Consider the following 17,107-nt stretch of genomic DNA (forward strand, 5'->3'; position numbering starts at 1 on the left):
TGTGGTATGTGTTTAGTATAATACATCACGTAAAGAAAATCAACACTTTGTTTGATAATGGATTTAAAAGCTATTAAACAAATCTAAAATGATTAATAGATTCCACACCCATTACTGGAACAAGGTTTGATTAGTCAACTAATCTTTATATATAAAACTTAATAAAGAAAGGGATAGGTATTATGATCAAGAACGAATGGAAGAGCTTACTTCGTAATAAGCTTATGCTTGTCGTAGTAATCGCCATTATCGTTATCCCGATCATCTATGCAGGCCTGTTTCTGAAATCCATGTGGGATCCTTACGGAAGCGTGGATAACCTGCCGGTGGCCGTGGTAAACGAAGACAAACCAGTTGAATACAATGGCAAGACGCTAAGTATAGGTAAGGATATGGCGGATGAGCTGAAAGACAACGACTCAATGGCATTCAACATTGTAGACAGCAAGACAGCAGAGGATGGACTGGCAAATGGAACCTATTACATGGTTATCACCATTCCTAAGGATTTTTCCGCAAATGCAGCTACTGTAATGGACAAAAATCCAAAGCAGATGGAATTAGCCTATCAGACCAACCCCGGAACCAACTATATTGCTTCCAAGCTCAGTGAAACAGCAATCCTGAAACTTCGCGATAGCATCGCAGCTCAGGTTACTGAAACCTATACTGAAACCGTTTTTGATTCTATTACAGAAGCCGGAGACGGAATGCAGGAAGCTGCTGACGGATCCGGAAAGATCAAAGATGGACTTGATTCAGCCGCTGACGGAAACAAAACAATCACCAAAAACCTGAAGAAACTTTCCTCCAGTACTCTTACTTTTGTAAGTGGTGCTGAAAGCCTCACCGAAGGTCTTAAGACATATACCGATGGTGTTGCGCAGGTAAATGACGGTGCCAAATCTCTTGATGACGGTGCTAAACAGCTTGACAGTGGTGTTTCTACTCTTACTGCAAAAGTTCCGGAGCTGACATCTGGCATCAATTCTCTGGATGAAGGCGTTCAGCAATATACCGCAGGCGTGGATCAGCTTAATGAGAACTCTGATACACTGAAATCCGGTGCAGGCAGCCTGGAATCCGGTGCTAAACAGCTTAACAACGGCGTTTCCACTCTCACTTCAAAAGTTCCGGAGCTAACATCCGGTATTGATACTCTGGACAAAGGTATCCAGCAGTATACTGCAGGTGTGGATCAGCTCAATGAGAACTCTGATGCACTGAAATCCGGTGCAAGCAGTCTGGAATCCGGTGCTAAGGCATTAAGTGAAGGTATTAATAATCTTTCCGACGGAGCGACCCAGTATGTAAGTGGTGCCGACTCTCTTGCTGATGGAACAGCAGCTTATGTAAAAGGTGCTGAGCAGTTAGCAGCTGGCGCAAAACAGCTCTCCGGACTGGGGAAACTTGGAGATGTTTCCAACGGTATTTCCCAGCTGAATCAGGCAGTTACAAACGGCTCTGATAAATCCACTTCTCTTGTAGATGGAACTCAGCAGCTTGAGGATGGACTGAAAACACTGAACAATACAGTTTCTTCTTTAAAAGACAGCACTACAGAAGAATCTATCAAGAAACTGGCTGCTGGTCTTTCAACAGCCAAAAAAGGTATGACAGACGCTTCTGACGGAATGACAAGTGCAGCTACCGGAATGACAAATGCCGCTGCCGGTATCAACAGTGCAGCTGAAGGTATCAACAAAGCGGCCACAACCATCTCCGGCACTGCAGATACACCTGGCGCAAGCAATTACATTGATCAGGCTGCCGGTATCATGACTCAGGTAAGCAATGGTCTTTCCACTGAGCTTCCTGCTGCTGTACAGCAGGTCGGCGATCAGTTCTCAACTGTAAGCCAGCAGATCAGTACGATTCTTTCCGGATACGGTGAAACTACTGGTGAAAGACTTACAGATGCCAACACAAAGATCGCTACAGCACAGAGCACTATGACCAATGCCGCAGCTGCTCTTCAGGCTATTCAGCAGAGCGCATCTGAAGATGGAACAATTTCTGCAGAAAGCCTGAATGATGTTATCAACACACTGAACGGTGCTGCCGGTGGAATGACTGCTGTAGATGGTACATACATGAGCAGTTATTCTGATCAGGTTTCACAGGTTGCAGCTGGTGTAAATCAGAGCCTTTCTGATACACAGGCCACACTTAACAGCAAAGTTTCCGAAATTACTGCAGCAACTGATGGACTGAACAAAATTTCCGCTGGTCTTGGACAAATTTCCGCTGGTCTGACTGAAGGTGCTAAGAACCTGAATACAGGTGCTGATACACTTTCCGCCGGTGCTAAGTCCATGACAGATGGTGCAACCGCGATGAACGCAGGTGCTGAAAAAATGAACGCAGGTTCAAGCCAGATTCCAGATGTTCCTTCTGATCTGCTCACACAGCTTTCTACTGGTGTAAATCAGCTTTATGAAGGTGCTAAAGCAGTAAACAACGGAACAAAACAGGTTTCTGCCGGTCTGCAGACTCTGGAAACAAATACAGCTTCTTTCCCGCAGGCAGCAGCCGGAATCAAGGCACTGAATACAGGATTTGATACATTAACTGCTAACGATGAGAAACTTACTTCAGGTGCTAAGAGCCTGAAAACAGCCGGTAAACAGATCTCCGGTGCACTTCCGCAGGTTAAATCTGGTGCAAGCCAGCTGGCAGAAGGTACTGAAACACTGACAGACGGAATCAAAACATATACCGACGGTATTGCAACACTTGCTGCAAACAGCTCCGCTCTTACAAACGGTACCAGCCAGCTCTCTTCTGGAGCTAAATCTCTTGCAAGTGGTGCTACTACTCTTGCAAATGGTACTAAGGCATTAGCAAACGGTTCCAGCTCACTGACAGCAGGAATCACAACATACACTGATGGTGTTGCAAAACTTGCATCAAACAGCTCCGCTCTTACAAGTGGTACCAGCCAGCTCTCTTCCGGAGCTAAATCTCTTGCGAGTGGTGCTACTACTCTTGCAAACGGAACTAAGACATTAGCAAACGGTACCTCTACTCTTCTCAGTGGTACAGAAAAGCTTGTAAGCAACAACACCACTCTGAACGATGGTGCCAAGAAACTGGCAGATGGTGCTTCTCAGATCCAGAGCGGTTCTTCACAGCTCTATGATGGTTCCAAGAAACTTGGAAACGGCATGAAAGAACTTCAGGATGGTTCTGAAACATTATCAACAAGTCTTAGTGATGGAGCTCAGACAGTAAAAGACAATACTGCAAGCTCTGACACAATTAAGATGTTTGCAACTCCGGTTGTAAGCGATGAAACAAAACTTACTGATGTTCCGAACAACGGACACGCAATGGCTCCTTATATGATGTCTGTAGGTCTTTGGGTTGGTGCTCTGGCATTCTGCCTGATGTATCCTCTGGCTCAGTATAAAGGTAAGCTGAAATCCGGTTTTGCATGGTGGGCAAGCAAAGCCTCCGTACTTTATCCGGTTGCAATCCTTCAGGCAATTTGTCTGATCCTTCTGTTACATCAGTTTAACGGATTTACGCCGGCTGAGATGGGAAATACAATTCTCTTCGCCTGCCTGGCAGCAATGACATTTACATCTATGATGTACTTCTTCAACATTACATTTGGCAAGGTAGGAAGTTTCCTGATGCTGGTATTCATGGTAGTTCAGCTTGCTGGTTCTGCCGGAACTTATCCGGTTGAGATTTCTCCCGAATTTGTTTCCAAGATCCACGCATACCTGCCATTCACTTACACTGTTGATGCATTCCGTGCAACGATCAGCGGTGGCAGAAGCATTACCACTTCCGTTGTTGTTCTGGCTGTACTGTTTGTGATCTTCACGATCCTGACAATCCTCCAGTTCAATCACATGGCCAAGAGAAAGAAAGAAAACAAAGTTGTTCTTTTCGACTGGCTTGAAGAAAGAGGTCTTGCTTAATAACATGTAACTGACAGAAGCTCCCCCGAACCTTCTGTTAGATATAACAAAACCTGTATGGTGGTGAAAGCCACTGTACAGGTTTTTTATCCATAAAAAAGCACTACCAACAGTACGTATTATCGTTTCCATCGGTAATGCTTTTTTATTATTTCTTTTATTCTGCCTCAGCAGTTGTGGTTGGTGTTTCCGTTGCTTCCGCGTTACCGTTTACCAGAGTTTCGTATGCTGTGAACATTTCTTTTACTGTCATTTTATTTACAAGGAATACTTTGTTGTCAACGACAGCTGCATAATAGTTTGTGTCATATGAGTAGAAGGTAACGGTTGTCTGGTTGTTATCTGTATCTGTGAAAACAACTTTCATTTCTGCGTCTGCAGCCGGTGTATAGCTTTCAGTCAAACGTTTCTGACCCGCCATGTTTACAAGCTTGTTGTAGAAAGTTGTAAATGTTGTGCTGTCAACCTCATTTCCATCAAGCTTATAGGTTGTTGTCTCTGTTTCATTTCCACCATCGTCTGTTGATGTTTCACGTGAAACATTTACAGTGTGTGTATCACCTGCGTAAGTAACCTGGAGCTGATCCAGAGTTTTTACTGACTGATAATTTACAATCAGTGACCAGAGGTCGGAAGCTTTTTTGTCAATTATTGCACTTAATGTGTCGGTAGACATTGTGTAAACCTGTTTGTTATCTATTGTTACATACCTGCTGCCATCATCTGCATTGTCACCTACGCAGATCACAAGCTGTTTATCTACTGTTGTTGTCTCAGTGGAGTCTCCAGTATCTGAACTGTCCGCAGCATCTTCACTTTCAGAACTATCACCGGAACTGCTATCATCAGATGCTGTACTGTCAATGCTGTCACCGGAATTATCTTCAGCGGAATCTGTATTGTCCTCTGTAACGCTCTCAGACGCCTCAGAATCGCTTTCAGACTCATCACTGCTGTCGTTCTCCGCCTCTTCCTGATAATCCACTGTAATGGTCGCATACGGCTTATCGAGGCCATACCTGGAAAGATCTTCGGCATTGTAGTCTGTAAACTGATCATATGCCAGGCTTCCAAGTCCGGATGTTACATTTCCGGCTGCAGTTGTATCTGCTGTTTCTTTATCGCTGCCATCTGTAGAAACATCCCAGGTAGCTCCATCAGAATTTTCCTCAAGGATATAAGAATCTTCATCCTGGCTGACCTGTACTTTCTTCACTGTAGAAGAATCAATGGTTGGGAAATCTTCTCCCTGTGCATAGTCATAAAGAGAATTCATAAACGGCGTTACTGTACTTGAACTTACCACATAAACGGTACTGTCTTCATCATCCTTTGCAATGTAATACTGATTCGTAGAAGTATTTTCATCTCCGATGTTGAATTTCGTTGTTCCGTCATCTGTTGTAACAGTCACGGAATTGGACGGAGAATCCAATCCATATTCCGTGAGGTCATCCACGTTTTCAAGAACTCTGTCTGCCTCCACCTTTTCCAGAGCGGAGGCTGCGGAATCAAGCGTTGTCTGATTTACAGGGAAAGCAGTCTCATCTTTTTTTACCCAGGAGTCATCTTTTTTCTCAAAGACCGTATCCTTCTTGTCTATGATAAATTCCAGGGATTTGATATCATCCGTTTTCGCAGAATACACTTCTGTTTTGCTTCCCTCTTCACTGCTGCTCTCTGTGCTCTCTTCTTTTGTCACGTAGGTGTTTAATCCTACGTAAACACCTCCAAGAACTGCAAGAACAACAACTGCCGAAACAAGTTTTGTCGATTTTTTCATTATGCTTTTCTCCTTCTGAGCCAGATCAGGAATCCTGCAACAAGGAATACGCCAGGAATCAGACCAATGGTGCAGATCTTCCAGAATGCCGCATCATAATCAGTAACTGTCAGGCTTGTAGACTGCAGACTCTTGGATGAAATAGAAACAGAGCTGCTTTCATCTGTGCTGGTCATCCAGCTTAAAGACTCCAGAAGAAGTTTCTCATTTCCACCGGATACCATCTGATTTACCTGGCTTTCCATCAGGTTTGCTGTGGAATAATAAACGATCTGTGTTTCTTTGTCATCATCCAGTTTTTCAGTGATAGCTACGCCAAGATCAAACGGTCCATTAACATCATCGTCCTCTTTTTCAATCTGACTGCTCTGCATGTTAGTCTTAGAGTAAGCCTGGTCAGAAGTTGTCAGGATACTGTCAATAGTTACTGTATCTCTTACATCGTCTGTTTTCTGGATTCCCTGTGCATACGGTGCAAGTACATAAGATCCTGCTGAAGCTGTCTCAGAGCTTGCATCTGTGCTGTTTACAGTCGGTACCAGATAATATGGCATCTGCATTCCGTAATGCTGGCTGTCACCCTCAAATACGATTCCTTCTGCACGTTTAACGCCATAGCTGGCAAGAACAGCATCAAAATTCGGCAGATCATCCTGTGTGTAGTCAGAGAAGATCATTGCCTTTCCACCAGCTTCCAGATAATCCAGGATCTCTGTTTTTTCCTCTTCGGAAATATCACTTGTCGGGGATACGATCATCAGGCAGTCTGCATCATCCGGTACTTTTCCTTCTGTGAGAAGATTCAGCTCTTTGATATCAATGTTGGCTTTCTGGATGTCTTCCTTGAAGCTGGAATCCAGATCTTTCTCACCGTGTCCGGATAAGGTGTACATGATCGGAAGATCCTCGGAAGTTACATATCCGATGGCACTTGTAATCTGTCCTTCACCGTCAAAACCTGTTGTTGTCTGCTGCCAGGTATTGTAATCTACAGAAGTAGAATACATGTCATTATAGCTGATAACCTTGTTCCGGTCTCCGCAAACTACGATCAGACTGTTTGCTGCAAGATCATCTGTTGTATATTCCGAAGCAAATTTCGGATTTACAACCGGATCTTTTACTTCAACTTTGATATGTTTAGATTCATCTTTATATCGTTTCAGAAGATTTGAAATGGTGTCATCCTCAGAACCGCTCTGTGCAATCTGGTAGATAGTAACATCTTTATCCAGTGCCTTCAGCACTTTTTTTGTTTCATCGCCAATAGTGTAAAGCTTGGATGAGCTTACATCAAGCTGTGAATATTTGGATGGGATCGCACCTACGATCATATTGATCACAACTACGATCACAATAAAGATCGCTGCCATTGCCATGCTGTAGGAGCCGTTTTTGATATGTTTTTTACTGATGGTTCCTACCAGTTTTTTCGGATCTGGTTTATGTTTTTTCTTTTCAGATTCTTCCTGTGCAGCTTCATTTATTGCTGCCTCACCTTTATTTTTCTTGAATTTATCACTGAATTTCATTTCCATTCACCCCCTAGTTCCAGCGTCTCTTCTGAATGGACTGCATAGTAAGGAACAGGCAGATCGCAACAACAGAAATAAAATAAACAATTCCTGTCACGTCAAACACGCCGTTTGTAAAGTTGTCATAATGTCCGCTCAGATTGAATACATTCAGCACTTTCTGGATTCCTCCCTGGAAAATACTGGATTTCACAACGTATACGATAACAAGGGCAATTTCTCCTGCTGCTCCGATCACTGCAGAGATCAGAATATTTTTTATCATGGTATAAATGATAATCGCAACAGCCACGATCAGAAGTCCGAATGCAACTGCTGTTGACATGGATGTCTGTGAAAAGAATGAAGAAATTCCGTTCATCATATAAAAAGCAAACAGAAATACAAACGTAAGTACTGCTGCAATTACCTGGCTTTCTGTAAGTGCTGACATAAATACACCGATGGCCAGATTGGCGCATCCCAAAAGGAAAAATCCCAGGATTCCGGTGTATGCTGAAGCAAAGGAAACTGTTCCGAATTTACTCATGATCAGTGGATAAAAACACATGATCACAACCGGGATTGCAAATACTGCAACCAGTGCAAAATATTTTCCCAATACGATATCCCATACAGATACCGGTGCGGTTAGAAGAAGCTGATCTGTTTTTTGCTTGCGTTCTTCTGCAAGTACACGCATGGAAAGGATCGGCACACCGATCAGGAACACAAATGTCAGTGCACTTAACGTATATTCAAATTTTGAGTAGCCGCCTGAAAGCTGATATGCGGAAAAATAAATTCCCGTCAGCACCAGGACAAAAAATATAAAGAGATATCCAACCATGGAGGTCAGATAGCTTTTCAGTTCTCTTTTAAAAATCGCTGTCATGACTGATCCCCCTCTTTCTCGTCTGAAGCTTTCTCCGTTTCCTCAGATTTTGTTTCTTCGTCTTTATGTTCGTCTTCTATCGGCTTCCATTGAGATTTCTTCTTGCTCGCTGAAGATTTCTTTTCACCTTCAGTGAGTTCAAGGAAGACATCCTCAAGAGATACTCTCTTAACCTGCATCTCGTAGATCGGACAGTCTGCTTTCGCCATGGCATAGAATACTTCTTCCCTGATATCCACATTTTCTTCAATGGAGACCTTTGTTTTCCACAGTTCCTCATCTGTGTCGCAGGACATTTCCACACCTGTAACACCTTCAATGGTTTCCAGATTTTTGCGGATCGTATCTTTTTCGCCTTTTACTTTCATAAGAAGGCTGTTTGAACCTGCTGCCAGACGTTCCAGATTGTCCGGTGTATCGCTGGCCACCAGTTTTCCATGGGAAATAATGAGGACGTAATCACATACGGCTCTAACCTCGGAAAGAATGTGGGAGCTTAAGATAACGGTATGTTTTTTCTTCAGACTCTTGATCAGGTCACGAATCTCAATGATCTGTTTCGGGTCAAGTCCAACTGTCGGCTCATCCAGGATAATAACTTCAGGATAGCCCAGGATCGCCTGTGCAAGACCTACTCGCTGACGATAACCTTTGGAAAGATTTTTGATCAGACGGTCTTTCATGTCTGTGATCTTTACCATATCCATGACTTCTTTAATCTGTTTTTCTTTCTGGTTTCTTGGGATTTTTTTCAGATCAGCCGCAAATTTCATATATTCAAGAACTGTCATATCAAAATAGAGTGGCGGCATTTCCGGCAGATAGCCGATACATTTCTTAGCTGCTTCCGGTTCTTCCAGAATATCATGACCATCGATCATTACTTTTCCTTCTGTGGATGCAATGTATCCTGTGATCATGTTCATTGTTGTTGATTTTCCTGCTCCGTTGGGACCCAGAAATCCGTAAATTTTCCCCTTTTCGATTTGAAAGGAAAGGTGGTCAACAGCGGTATGGTCGCCATACTTTTTGACCAGATTACTTACTTCAATCACTTTACTCTCCTCCTTTAAACATCTTTTTCAATAGAAAATGCCCCTGGATGAAACAGAGAATGGGGGAATCCAGGGGCATCTCTATCATTGTATAGTGTAAAAGTAATTTGTGATAAAAGTAGGATAACTTTGTGATAATTTTGTGAAACTGCTGGACAAAAAAATCTCCTGTCGTACAAATTTCATTGTTGTTCGACAGGAGATTTCAATTTAACCGAATAATTCCTTGCAGTTATTCGGTACAGAACTGCATAGCAAATTCGACTTGTATATATTCATCTGAACTCAGCGATCATGCAAGTGGCTCTCTGAGCGGTGTACCGGCTTTTCTTGGATATTTGCCAGGTGTATTCTTTACTTTTTCGATAATTACCAGAGAGCGGCTGATCTCGGAGCCCGGAAGGTCAAAGTACCGGATGTCACGAATCTTTCCGCCGAGAATCTTTATTGCTTTCTCTGCTGCTTCTGCTTCTTCCTTTACGGAACCGGATTTATAGGACACAAAAACTCCTCCGACTTTTACATATGGGAGACAGTATTCGGATAAGGTTGCCAGGCCGGATACTGCTCTGGATACGCAGAGATCATATTTTTCTCTGTAGGATTTGTTTTTGGCATATTCTTCTGCTCTTCCGTGGATGGCGGAAATTCCGTTAAGTCCGAGAAGTTCGAAGGTTTCCTCCAGGAATTTTACCCGTTTGTTCAGGGAATCCAGAAGGCAGGCTTCCACCTCCGGAAAAGCGATCTTCAATGGAACACCCGGGAATCCTGCTCCTGTTCCAATGTCCATGACAGTTTTTACCTGGCTCATATCTACAGCCTTGACACAGCAGAGGCTGTCCAGGAAATGTTTCACGAGAACCTCATCAAATTCTGTGATTCCGGTTAAATTCATGACTTTATTTTTTTCTATCAGATATTCGTAAAACCGGATAAACTGGTGTTTCTGTGTGTCATTTAGAGTAATTCCAAGTTCTTCACAGCCTTTTTCCAGGATTTCTAAATTGTACATGTAGTTTCCTCTCTATTTCTTTATGTTTTTGTTGTTCTGATAAGATATATCTTTGTTCTTAATGCTTATGTCCTGATCTGCTTTCCAGATATACAAGAAGTACGGAGATATCAGCAGGGGATACACCTGAGATTCGGGATGCCTGTCCAATGGAGATCGGTCTGTAAGATTCCAGTTTCTGACGGGCTTCGATACGAAGACTTCCTACATCTTCATAATCAATATCTTCCGGAATTTTTTTCTGCTCCAGTTTTTTGAACTGTTCTACCTGCTTCATCTGACGGCGAATGTAACCGTCATACTTGATGTTAATTTCTACCTGCTCGCATACATCTTCCGGAAGTTCCGGCCTTTCTTTATCAATTGGCGCAAGTACATGATAATTAAGCTCAGGTCTGCGGATCAGTTCTGCAATAGTAGTTCCGGATTTCAGAAGTGTGCTTCCCTGAGATTCCAGAAGACTCTGTACTTCTGCAGAACCACCTACAGTTGTATGTTCTACCCTCTCGATCTCTTCCCGGATCATACGCTCTTTTTCCTGTAATTTATGATAGGTTTCATCGTCGATCAGGCCTACCTCCCAGCCTTTTTTGCGGAGACGGAGATCTGCATTATCCTGGCGAAGAAGCAGACGGTACTCTGCACGGCTTGTCATCATTCTGTATGGCTCATGATTTTCCTTTGTTACAAGGTCATCGATAAGAACACCGATATATGCTTCTGAACGATCCAGAATGAGCTGTTCTTTTCCTTTTACTTCCATTGCTGCATTAATTCCTGCGATAAGGCCCTGAGCGGCTGCTTCTTCGTATCCGGAGCTTCCGTTAAACTGTCCGCCGCTGAAAAGTCCTTTGATCTTTTTGAACTCCAGTGTTGGATAGAGCTGGCGTGGATTGATGCAGTCATACTCGATAGCATAGGCATTTTTTACGATCCTGGCATGTTCCAGTCCTGGTACAGAATGGTACATTTCATACTGAACATCTTCCGGAAGGGAACTTGACATTCCACCAATGTACATTTCATTAGTGTAAAGACCTTCCGGCTCGATGAATACCTGATGACGTTTTTTATCTGCAAAACGTACTACTTTATCCTCAATGGACGGACAGTATCTTGGGCCGGTTCCTTCAATCATACCGGAGTACAGCGGGGATCTGTCCAGATTTGCACGGATGATTTCGTGTGTTTTTTCGTTTGTATAGGTCAGCCAGCAGGATTTCTGCTCGATCTGTACGGATTCCGGGTCTGTTGAGAAGGAGAACGGAACTACCTTTTTGTCTCCGAACTGTTCTTCCATCTTGGAATAATCAATGGTGTTTCCGGCGATTCGGGCCGGTGTTCCTGTTTTGAAACGGAACATTTCGATTCCCAGTTTTTTCAGGGAATCAGTGAGATAATTGGCTGCCTGAAGTCCGTTTGGTCCCGTATAGTTGCTTACATCGCCGTAGATGCAGCGGGCTTTGAGGTAGGTTCCTGTACAGAGAACGACTGCCTTTGCATGATAAGTAGCTCCTGAAAAGGTTTTTACGCCCGTGATGTGTCCGTCTTCTGCCAGAAGTTCGGTTACTTCGCCCTGGCGAATGGTTAAATTCTCTGTGTTTTCCAGCGTTTTTCTCATTTCTGTGCTGTAGGCCTGTTTGTCTGCCTGTGCACGGAGAGAATGAACTGCCGGTCCTTTAGACTGATTGAGCATTTTGGACTGAATAAATGTTTTGTCTATATTTTTGCCCATTTCACCGCCGAGAGCATCCAGCTCACGGACAAGATGACCTTTGGAGCTGCCTCCTACGTTGGGGTTGCAAGGCATTAAAGCAATGCTGTCTACGCTGACTGTGAACATAACGGTTTGCAGACCCAAACGGGCACTTGCTAATGCAGCCTCGCAGCCGGCGTGGCCTGCGCCTACTACTATGATGTCGAAAAACTGTTCCAGATTTTTCATGCTTTTTCTCCTCGTATATATTTTTATTTTTTCTTTATTTCTTTATAAATTTGATTAGTTTATTTTCCCCTGACAGGATGCTTATTTTTTTATATGGACACTATTTTCCCATACAAAATTTAGAGAATATCTCATTAACAAGATCTTCCCCCAGTGATTCTCCAAGGATCCTTCCCAAACTCTCATAGGCATCTGTCAGATCTATGGAATAGAAATCTTCGGGCATTCCGCTTTCTATACTATTTTCTACCAGAGAAAGACTTTCCACAGCTTTTAAAAGCTCCTGCCTATGCCGTTCATTTGTGATATAAACTTCATCATTGAAGTTGATCTCTCCACTGAAGAACATTTCCCGGATTTTTTCTTCCAGGTCTGTAATTCCGGTTTCTTCTTTTGCCGAAATCGGTATCACTGGCTGGTCTATTTTACTTTTTAAATATTCTATATCTATAGCCGATTTAAGATCTGTCTTACTGTAGAGGACAATTGTCTTTTTCTCTTGCAAAATTTTTATGATCTCTTCATCGTTTTCATCCAATGGTACTGAGGAATCTACTACATAAAGTATCAGATCTGCATCTGCTGCCATTTCTTTTGCCTTGGATACGCCGATCTTTTCCACGATGTCTTCTGTCTGACGAATACCGGCTGTGTCTGCGATCTTTAATGTGATTCCGTTCAGGTTTATATACTCTTCCAGTACGTCTCTGGTGGTTCCTGCAATATCTGTTACGATGGCTCTATCTTCTCCCAGAAGCAGATTCAGCAATGATGACTTTCCTGCATTTGGCTTGCCCAGTATCACTGTTCGGATACCTTCCTGCATAATCTTTCCGTCTTCTGCTGTCTTCAGGAGTCCCTGTATTTTTTCTTTTTCTTCTGACACGATTTTCTCTAATTCTTCAGAATATCCTGTCAGATCATAATGTTCCGGGTCATCTAATGCCGATTCAATGTACGCAATATGGTACAGTAATTTCTCTCTGATTTTCTGTACTGTTTTTCGGACTGAGCCTTTTAATTGGCCTACAGAATTTTTTAATGAGTACTCGTTTTTGGACTGTATTACATCCATAACAGCTTCTGCCTGAGACAGATCGATCCTTCCATTGAGAAACGCTCGCTTGGTAAATTCTCCTGGTTCGGCAATTAGGGCACCATTTTTCAGTACTGTCTCCAGTACTTTTTTCATTGCCAGAACGCCTCCATGACAGTCAATTTCTATTGTATCTTCACCTGTATATGTCCGTGGACCTCGCATGGCCATGACCAATACCTCGTCTATCATTTCCTCGCCATCATATATATATCCGTAATGAATCGTATGGCTTGGGACATTCTCCAGAGATTTTTTTCCACCCTTGGAGTGGTACACTTTTGATGCAGTCTCAAAAGCTTCCGGCCCGCTGATCCTGACAATTCCGATTCCCGATGCACTCATAGCTGTGGAAATCGCAGCAATCGTTGTCTCTTCCATTATTCACTCTCCTCTCAAAAGTTCCTGCCAACAGGATTGCTCCATAATCCCGGCACAAAAAAAGTTATTCCGGAAAAGCTTTTTACACGCAAAAAACACGTATTATTCACGCTTTCACCTAGAATAACATCTTCTGTCAGTTTCTATATTTATAAATGTGATCTCTGCATTCCGGATGTCCGCTGCAGAAATACAGAAATATCGTTACTGTTCACTGATAATGTTTCCCTATCTTTCTTCGTAAGCAAAGGTCACAGAAAAACTGAGAACAATGTAAACAGTAACGAAATATTTTTTATTATTTCTCTTCAATGATTATAAAGAATTGCTGTGGAGATTGCAATGATAATTTTTAATTTCCCATTAAGCTTTCACCTGTTTTAAGAGATTTAATAGCTGTTATACCCTTTTGTAAATAATCGGAACATCATATCCGAAGGTTCTCTTTCCATTCACTTCCATACTTTCCGATACCTCCAGACACGCATCTGAGAATTTTTCCCACAGTCTGAATGTCACAACCGGAGTAAATTGGCTCACACTGCCGCCTTCCCAAAAACCATCCTTTTCCTGGTATAATGCCGGTGTAAACTTCACAGATTTTCTGAGTTCACTATAATCTACGATCTTCATAGAATTATAAGAAAACGTATTTTTATCTTCTCCTTCCGGAATTTCATAGGAAGACAGCATAATTTTATCGTTATTATCTGTAATAAGAAATAGATGTGGTGATGCGTGACGTCTTCCGGCCGTCTCATAATAGCTTTCTTCTACAATAAATATTCCAGTAAAATCTTCAGGAATATTTTTTATTTTATCATTGCATACTGTATTTACATGTTGTGCATACGGAAATATTTTCCCGGCTTCTTTCATTTCTGTAAATTGCTCTTTATTATCAAAATGTCCCGTCATAAGCTTTACAAATTTTTCAATTTTCATAATGATGACCTGCCTCTCTCGTGCCCGTCAGGCACACTAATCAAGCGGATATTCGCAATCCATATTCGCCACCTGGCTCTGCACCGATAAACCACTTCGCAGTTTATCAGTAAAAAAAGCCGTATCCACAGAGCTTTCGCTCCGGATTACGGCTTATATTTTTTACCACTGAATCAGTAATTATTTCTTTTCAGTTTTACCACTACATGTCTGTAAGGTTCTTCACCCTCACTGACTGTCTCTACATAGCGGTTGCCCTGCAGAGATGCGTGGATGATTCTTCTCTCGTACGGATTCATCGGTTCCAGAACTACCGGTTTTCTGGTTTTCTTCACCTTGAAAGCAATTCCTCTTGCAAGGTTTTCCAGAGTTTCTTTACGGCGTCTTCTGTAATCTTCTGTATCAAGTTTTACTCGGATATAAGTAGACTCTCCTTTGTTTACCACAAGGCTTGTCAGATACTGAAGAGAATCCAGTGTCTGTCCTCTTTTTCCAATGAGGATACCCATATCCTCACCTTCAAAATCTACATCAAGAGAGCCATCTGCAGTGTTATATTTGGATGTAATCTCCACTTCTCCAAGATCCATGGAACCAAATACATCATGAAGAAATACAACTGCTCTCTCCTCAACCTCTTTGATCTTCTGCGGATCTGTAAGGATCTCCACCGGTCTTCCCTGCTTCGGTGCCTTTTCACGTGTTTCTTTTGGCTGACGCTCCTTAGGAGCTCTTGGCTGTTTCTCACGTACAGGCTTGGCTTTGCCCTGGAAATCTCTTACCGGTTTTTCCTTCGGTGCTGCAGCCTTTGCAGGTGCTTTCTCAACTGTTTTCTCCATCTGTACAGTTTCTGTCTTCACCGGTTTCTTCTCCTTTACAGGAGCTACTTTCGGTGCAGATTCTTTCTTAACATTCGGAGTAAACGGCTTGTCTAATTCCTTCTCATCCTTAACAGCATCCAGTTTCACGGACTCTACCAGAGCATCGATTTCCTGCATATCAGAAACTGGCTCGATTCTGCGAACTTTGATCACGGCAGGTTTGCTGCCGATTCCGAAAAATCCGGAGCTGCCTTCACTGATAACCTGAATATCAAGCTGGTCACTGGAAGTTCCAAGCTCAAGACACGCTTTTGTGATAGCTTCATTCTTTGTTTTTGCTGAAAACTGAATGTAATCCTCCATTACGAACCCCTCCGTTCCTGATTATTTCTTCTTATTTCTCTCGTCAAAGTCTCTTACGAGATTAGCTTTGGCTGTGATGCTTCCTGCTTTTGCATTTCTTGACTTCGCATAAGCTTCATCAACCTTGCGTGCTCTGTCTGAAGCACCATTGTTTCCGCTGTTACCCTTATCAATTACAGGTTTATTGATATTCTTGGCGGACTGATGAGCCTGATTTGTGATCTTCTGAGGCGGAAGTCCTTCCTTCGCACGCTTCGCTTCGATCTTCTTCATATTCTCATTAACCAGATCATCAATGTTCATCTTATCAAGATGACGGTTGATCGCAAACTGCTGAGCACTTCGTACAACAGCACTGGCGATCCAGTAGATACCAAGACCAACCGGGAATGTGAAGCAGAAGAATGCAGACATCAGCGGCATAACCATGTTCATGGTCTTCATGGAGCTTGCCATTGCACTGGCCTGATCATTTCCGTCTGTCGGCTGTGTTGCTGCCTGTGGCATAAGCTTCAGGTTAAGCATCTGAGTTGCCCATGCAAGAACCGGGATCAGAAGTGCTATGATCGCAAGTAACAGAGAACCATGATTTTTGAGGAACTCCATGATATAGTACAGTGGCTGGTCTGCGATATTCAGTCCACAGAATCCCTGCATCTTGGAAATCTCATGAGAAGTACTTGTGATCATATCAGAAAAGCCTGAAAACTGATCCATCTTGGCCAGCTCTTTCCACTGTTCAGGAGAAAGTGCATACAGAAAATCAACAATAGAGTTACTTGTAGCATTTCCGGCACTGTCCATAACGAGACGTACTCGTGTCATGGAATTATCTGTAATAAACTGCTGCAGGATATCCGTGTATCCGTTTACAGCTACCAGCTTGTCAACTACACCAGTAAAAATGCTCTTTACACTTCCAACGTAAGCAGGAATTCGGTAGATAACCTGATACAGTGCAAACAGAATAGGCATCTGAATGGCTAACTGTACACAGCTACCGGTGGGAGAAACACCATATTTCTGATAAACAGCCTGGGTTTCTTCATTCATTTTCATCATGGAGTCCTGATCTTTTTTACCCTGATATTTCTTCTGGACCTTCTGGATCTCAGGCTGCATGATCGCACTTAACTTGGAAAATTTCTGCTGCTTGATCTGCAGCGGTGTCATAAAGGCAAAGATAAGAATACTGAAGATAATGATACAAAGACCAATGTTCTGGATTCCGAACAGGCCGTCAAGCATCTTATATATGCCATCCATGATCCATCCCATCACAGACGCGATCTGTCCGATAATAGGAGTTCCGGTTTTTGTTGCTAAAAACAGTTCCAAATTCATTTCCTCCTAGACTTCTTATTC

At 42.7% G+C, this 17,107-nt stretch carries 11 protein-coding genes; 1 reads left to right on the forward strand and 10 read right to left on the reverse strand.

Features of this window, described 5'->3' with window-relative positions:
* The first annotated feature begins 182 nt into the window (after positions 1-182).
* Positions 183-3,932 (forward strand): YhgE/Pip family protein, encoded by a 3,750-nt coding sequence (locus tag AC04Q4_RS12265; protein ID WP_476389041.1) that lies wholly within the window; start codon positions 183-185, stop codon positions 3,930-3,932.
* 157 nt (positions 3,933-4,089) lie between these two features.
* Here AC04Q4_RS12265 and AC04Q4_RS12270 read toward each other — a convergent pair whose 3' ends face one another.
* From AC04Q4_RS12270 to AC04Q4_RS12315, 10 genes are all read right to left on the reverse strand, one after another.
* Positions 4,090-5,715, reverse strand: a complete 1,626-nt coding sequence (locus AC04Q4_RS12270) for a DUF4340 domain-containing protein (protein WP_476389042.1) — start codon at positions 5,713-5,715, stop codon at positions 4,090-4,092.
* Positions 5,715-7,247, reverse strand: a complete 1,533-nt coding sequence (locus AC04Q4_RS12275) for a Gldg family protein (protein ID WP_476389043.1) — start codon at positions 7,245-7,247, stop codon at positions 5,715-5,717. Before AC04Q4_RS12275 ends, AC04Q4_RS12270 begins: the two co-directional genes overlap by 1 nt.
* A 13-nt stretch (positions 7,248-7,260) precedes the next feature.
* A complete protein-coding gene (locus AC04Q4_RS12280) occupies positions 7,261-8,124 on the reverse strand; it encodes an ABC transporter permease (RefSeq protein ID WP_173737998.1) in 864 nt (287 codons plus the stop codon).
* Positions 8,121-9,179, reverse strand: coding sequence for an ABC transporter ATP-binding protein (locus AC04Q4_RS12285; RefSeq protein WP_119240158.1), 1,059 nt, complete (start codon positions 9,177-9,179; stop codon positions 8,121-8,123). Before AC04Q4_RS12285 ends, AC04Q4_RS12280 begins: the two co-directional genes overlap by 4 nt.
* Positions 9,180-9,471: 292 nt before the next feature.
* Positions 9,472-10,191, reverse strand: a complete 720-nt coding sequence (gene rsmG, locus AC04Q4_RS12290) for a 16S rRNA (guanine(527)-N(7))-methyltransferase RsmG (protein ID WP_119240157.1) — start codon at positions 10,189-10,191, stop codon at positions 9,472-9,474.
* 58 nt (positions 10,192-10,249) lie between these two features.
* Positions 10,250-12,136 (reverse strand): tRNA uridine-5-carboxymethylaminomethyl(34) synthesis enzyme MnmG, encoded by a 1,887-nt coding sequence (mnmG, locus tag AC04Q4_RS12295; RefSeq protein WP_173738000.1) that lies wholly within the window; start codon positions 12,134-12,136, stop codon positions 10,250-10,252.
* Positions 12,137-12,236: 100 nt separating this feature from the next.
* Positions 12,237-13,613: a tRNA uridine-5-carboxymethylaminomethyl(34) synthesis GTPase MnmE gene (gene mnmE, locus AC04Q4_RS12300; RefSeq protein WP_476389044.1), complete on the reverse strand. Its 1,377-nt coding sequence runs from the start codon at positions 13,611-13,613 to the stop codon at positions 12,237-12,239.
* Positions 13,614-14,012: 399 nt separating this feature from the next.
* The gene (locus AC04Q4_RS12305) at positions 14,013-14,561 is read right to left on the reverse strand and encodes a hypothetical protein (RefSeq protein WP_195456370.1); all 549 of its coding nucleotides are present in this window, start codon (positions 14,559-14,561) and stop codon (positions 14,013-14,015) included.
* A gap of 170 nt (positions 14,562-14,731) precedes the next feature.
* Positions 14,732-15,742 (reverse strand): RNA-binding cell elongation regulator Jag/EloR, encoded by a 1,011-nt coding sequence (gene jag / locus AC04Q4_RS12310; protein WP_476389045.1) that lies wholly within the window; start codon positions 15,740-15,742, stop codon positions 14,732-14,734.
* Between the two features lie 21 nt (positions 15,743-15,763).
* Positions 15,764-17,086 (reverse strand): membrane protein insertase YidC, encoded by a 1,323-nt coding sequence (locus tag AC04Q4_RS12315; RefSeq protein ID WP_476389046.1) that lies wholly within the window; start codon positions 17,084-17,086, stop codon positions 15,764-15,766.
* Positions 17,087-17,107 lie beyond the last annotated feature (21 nt).

It is taken from the genome of Blautia sp. HA8986 (assembly GCF_056504635.1).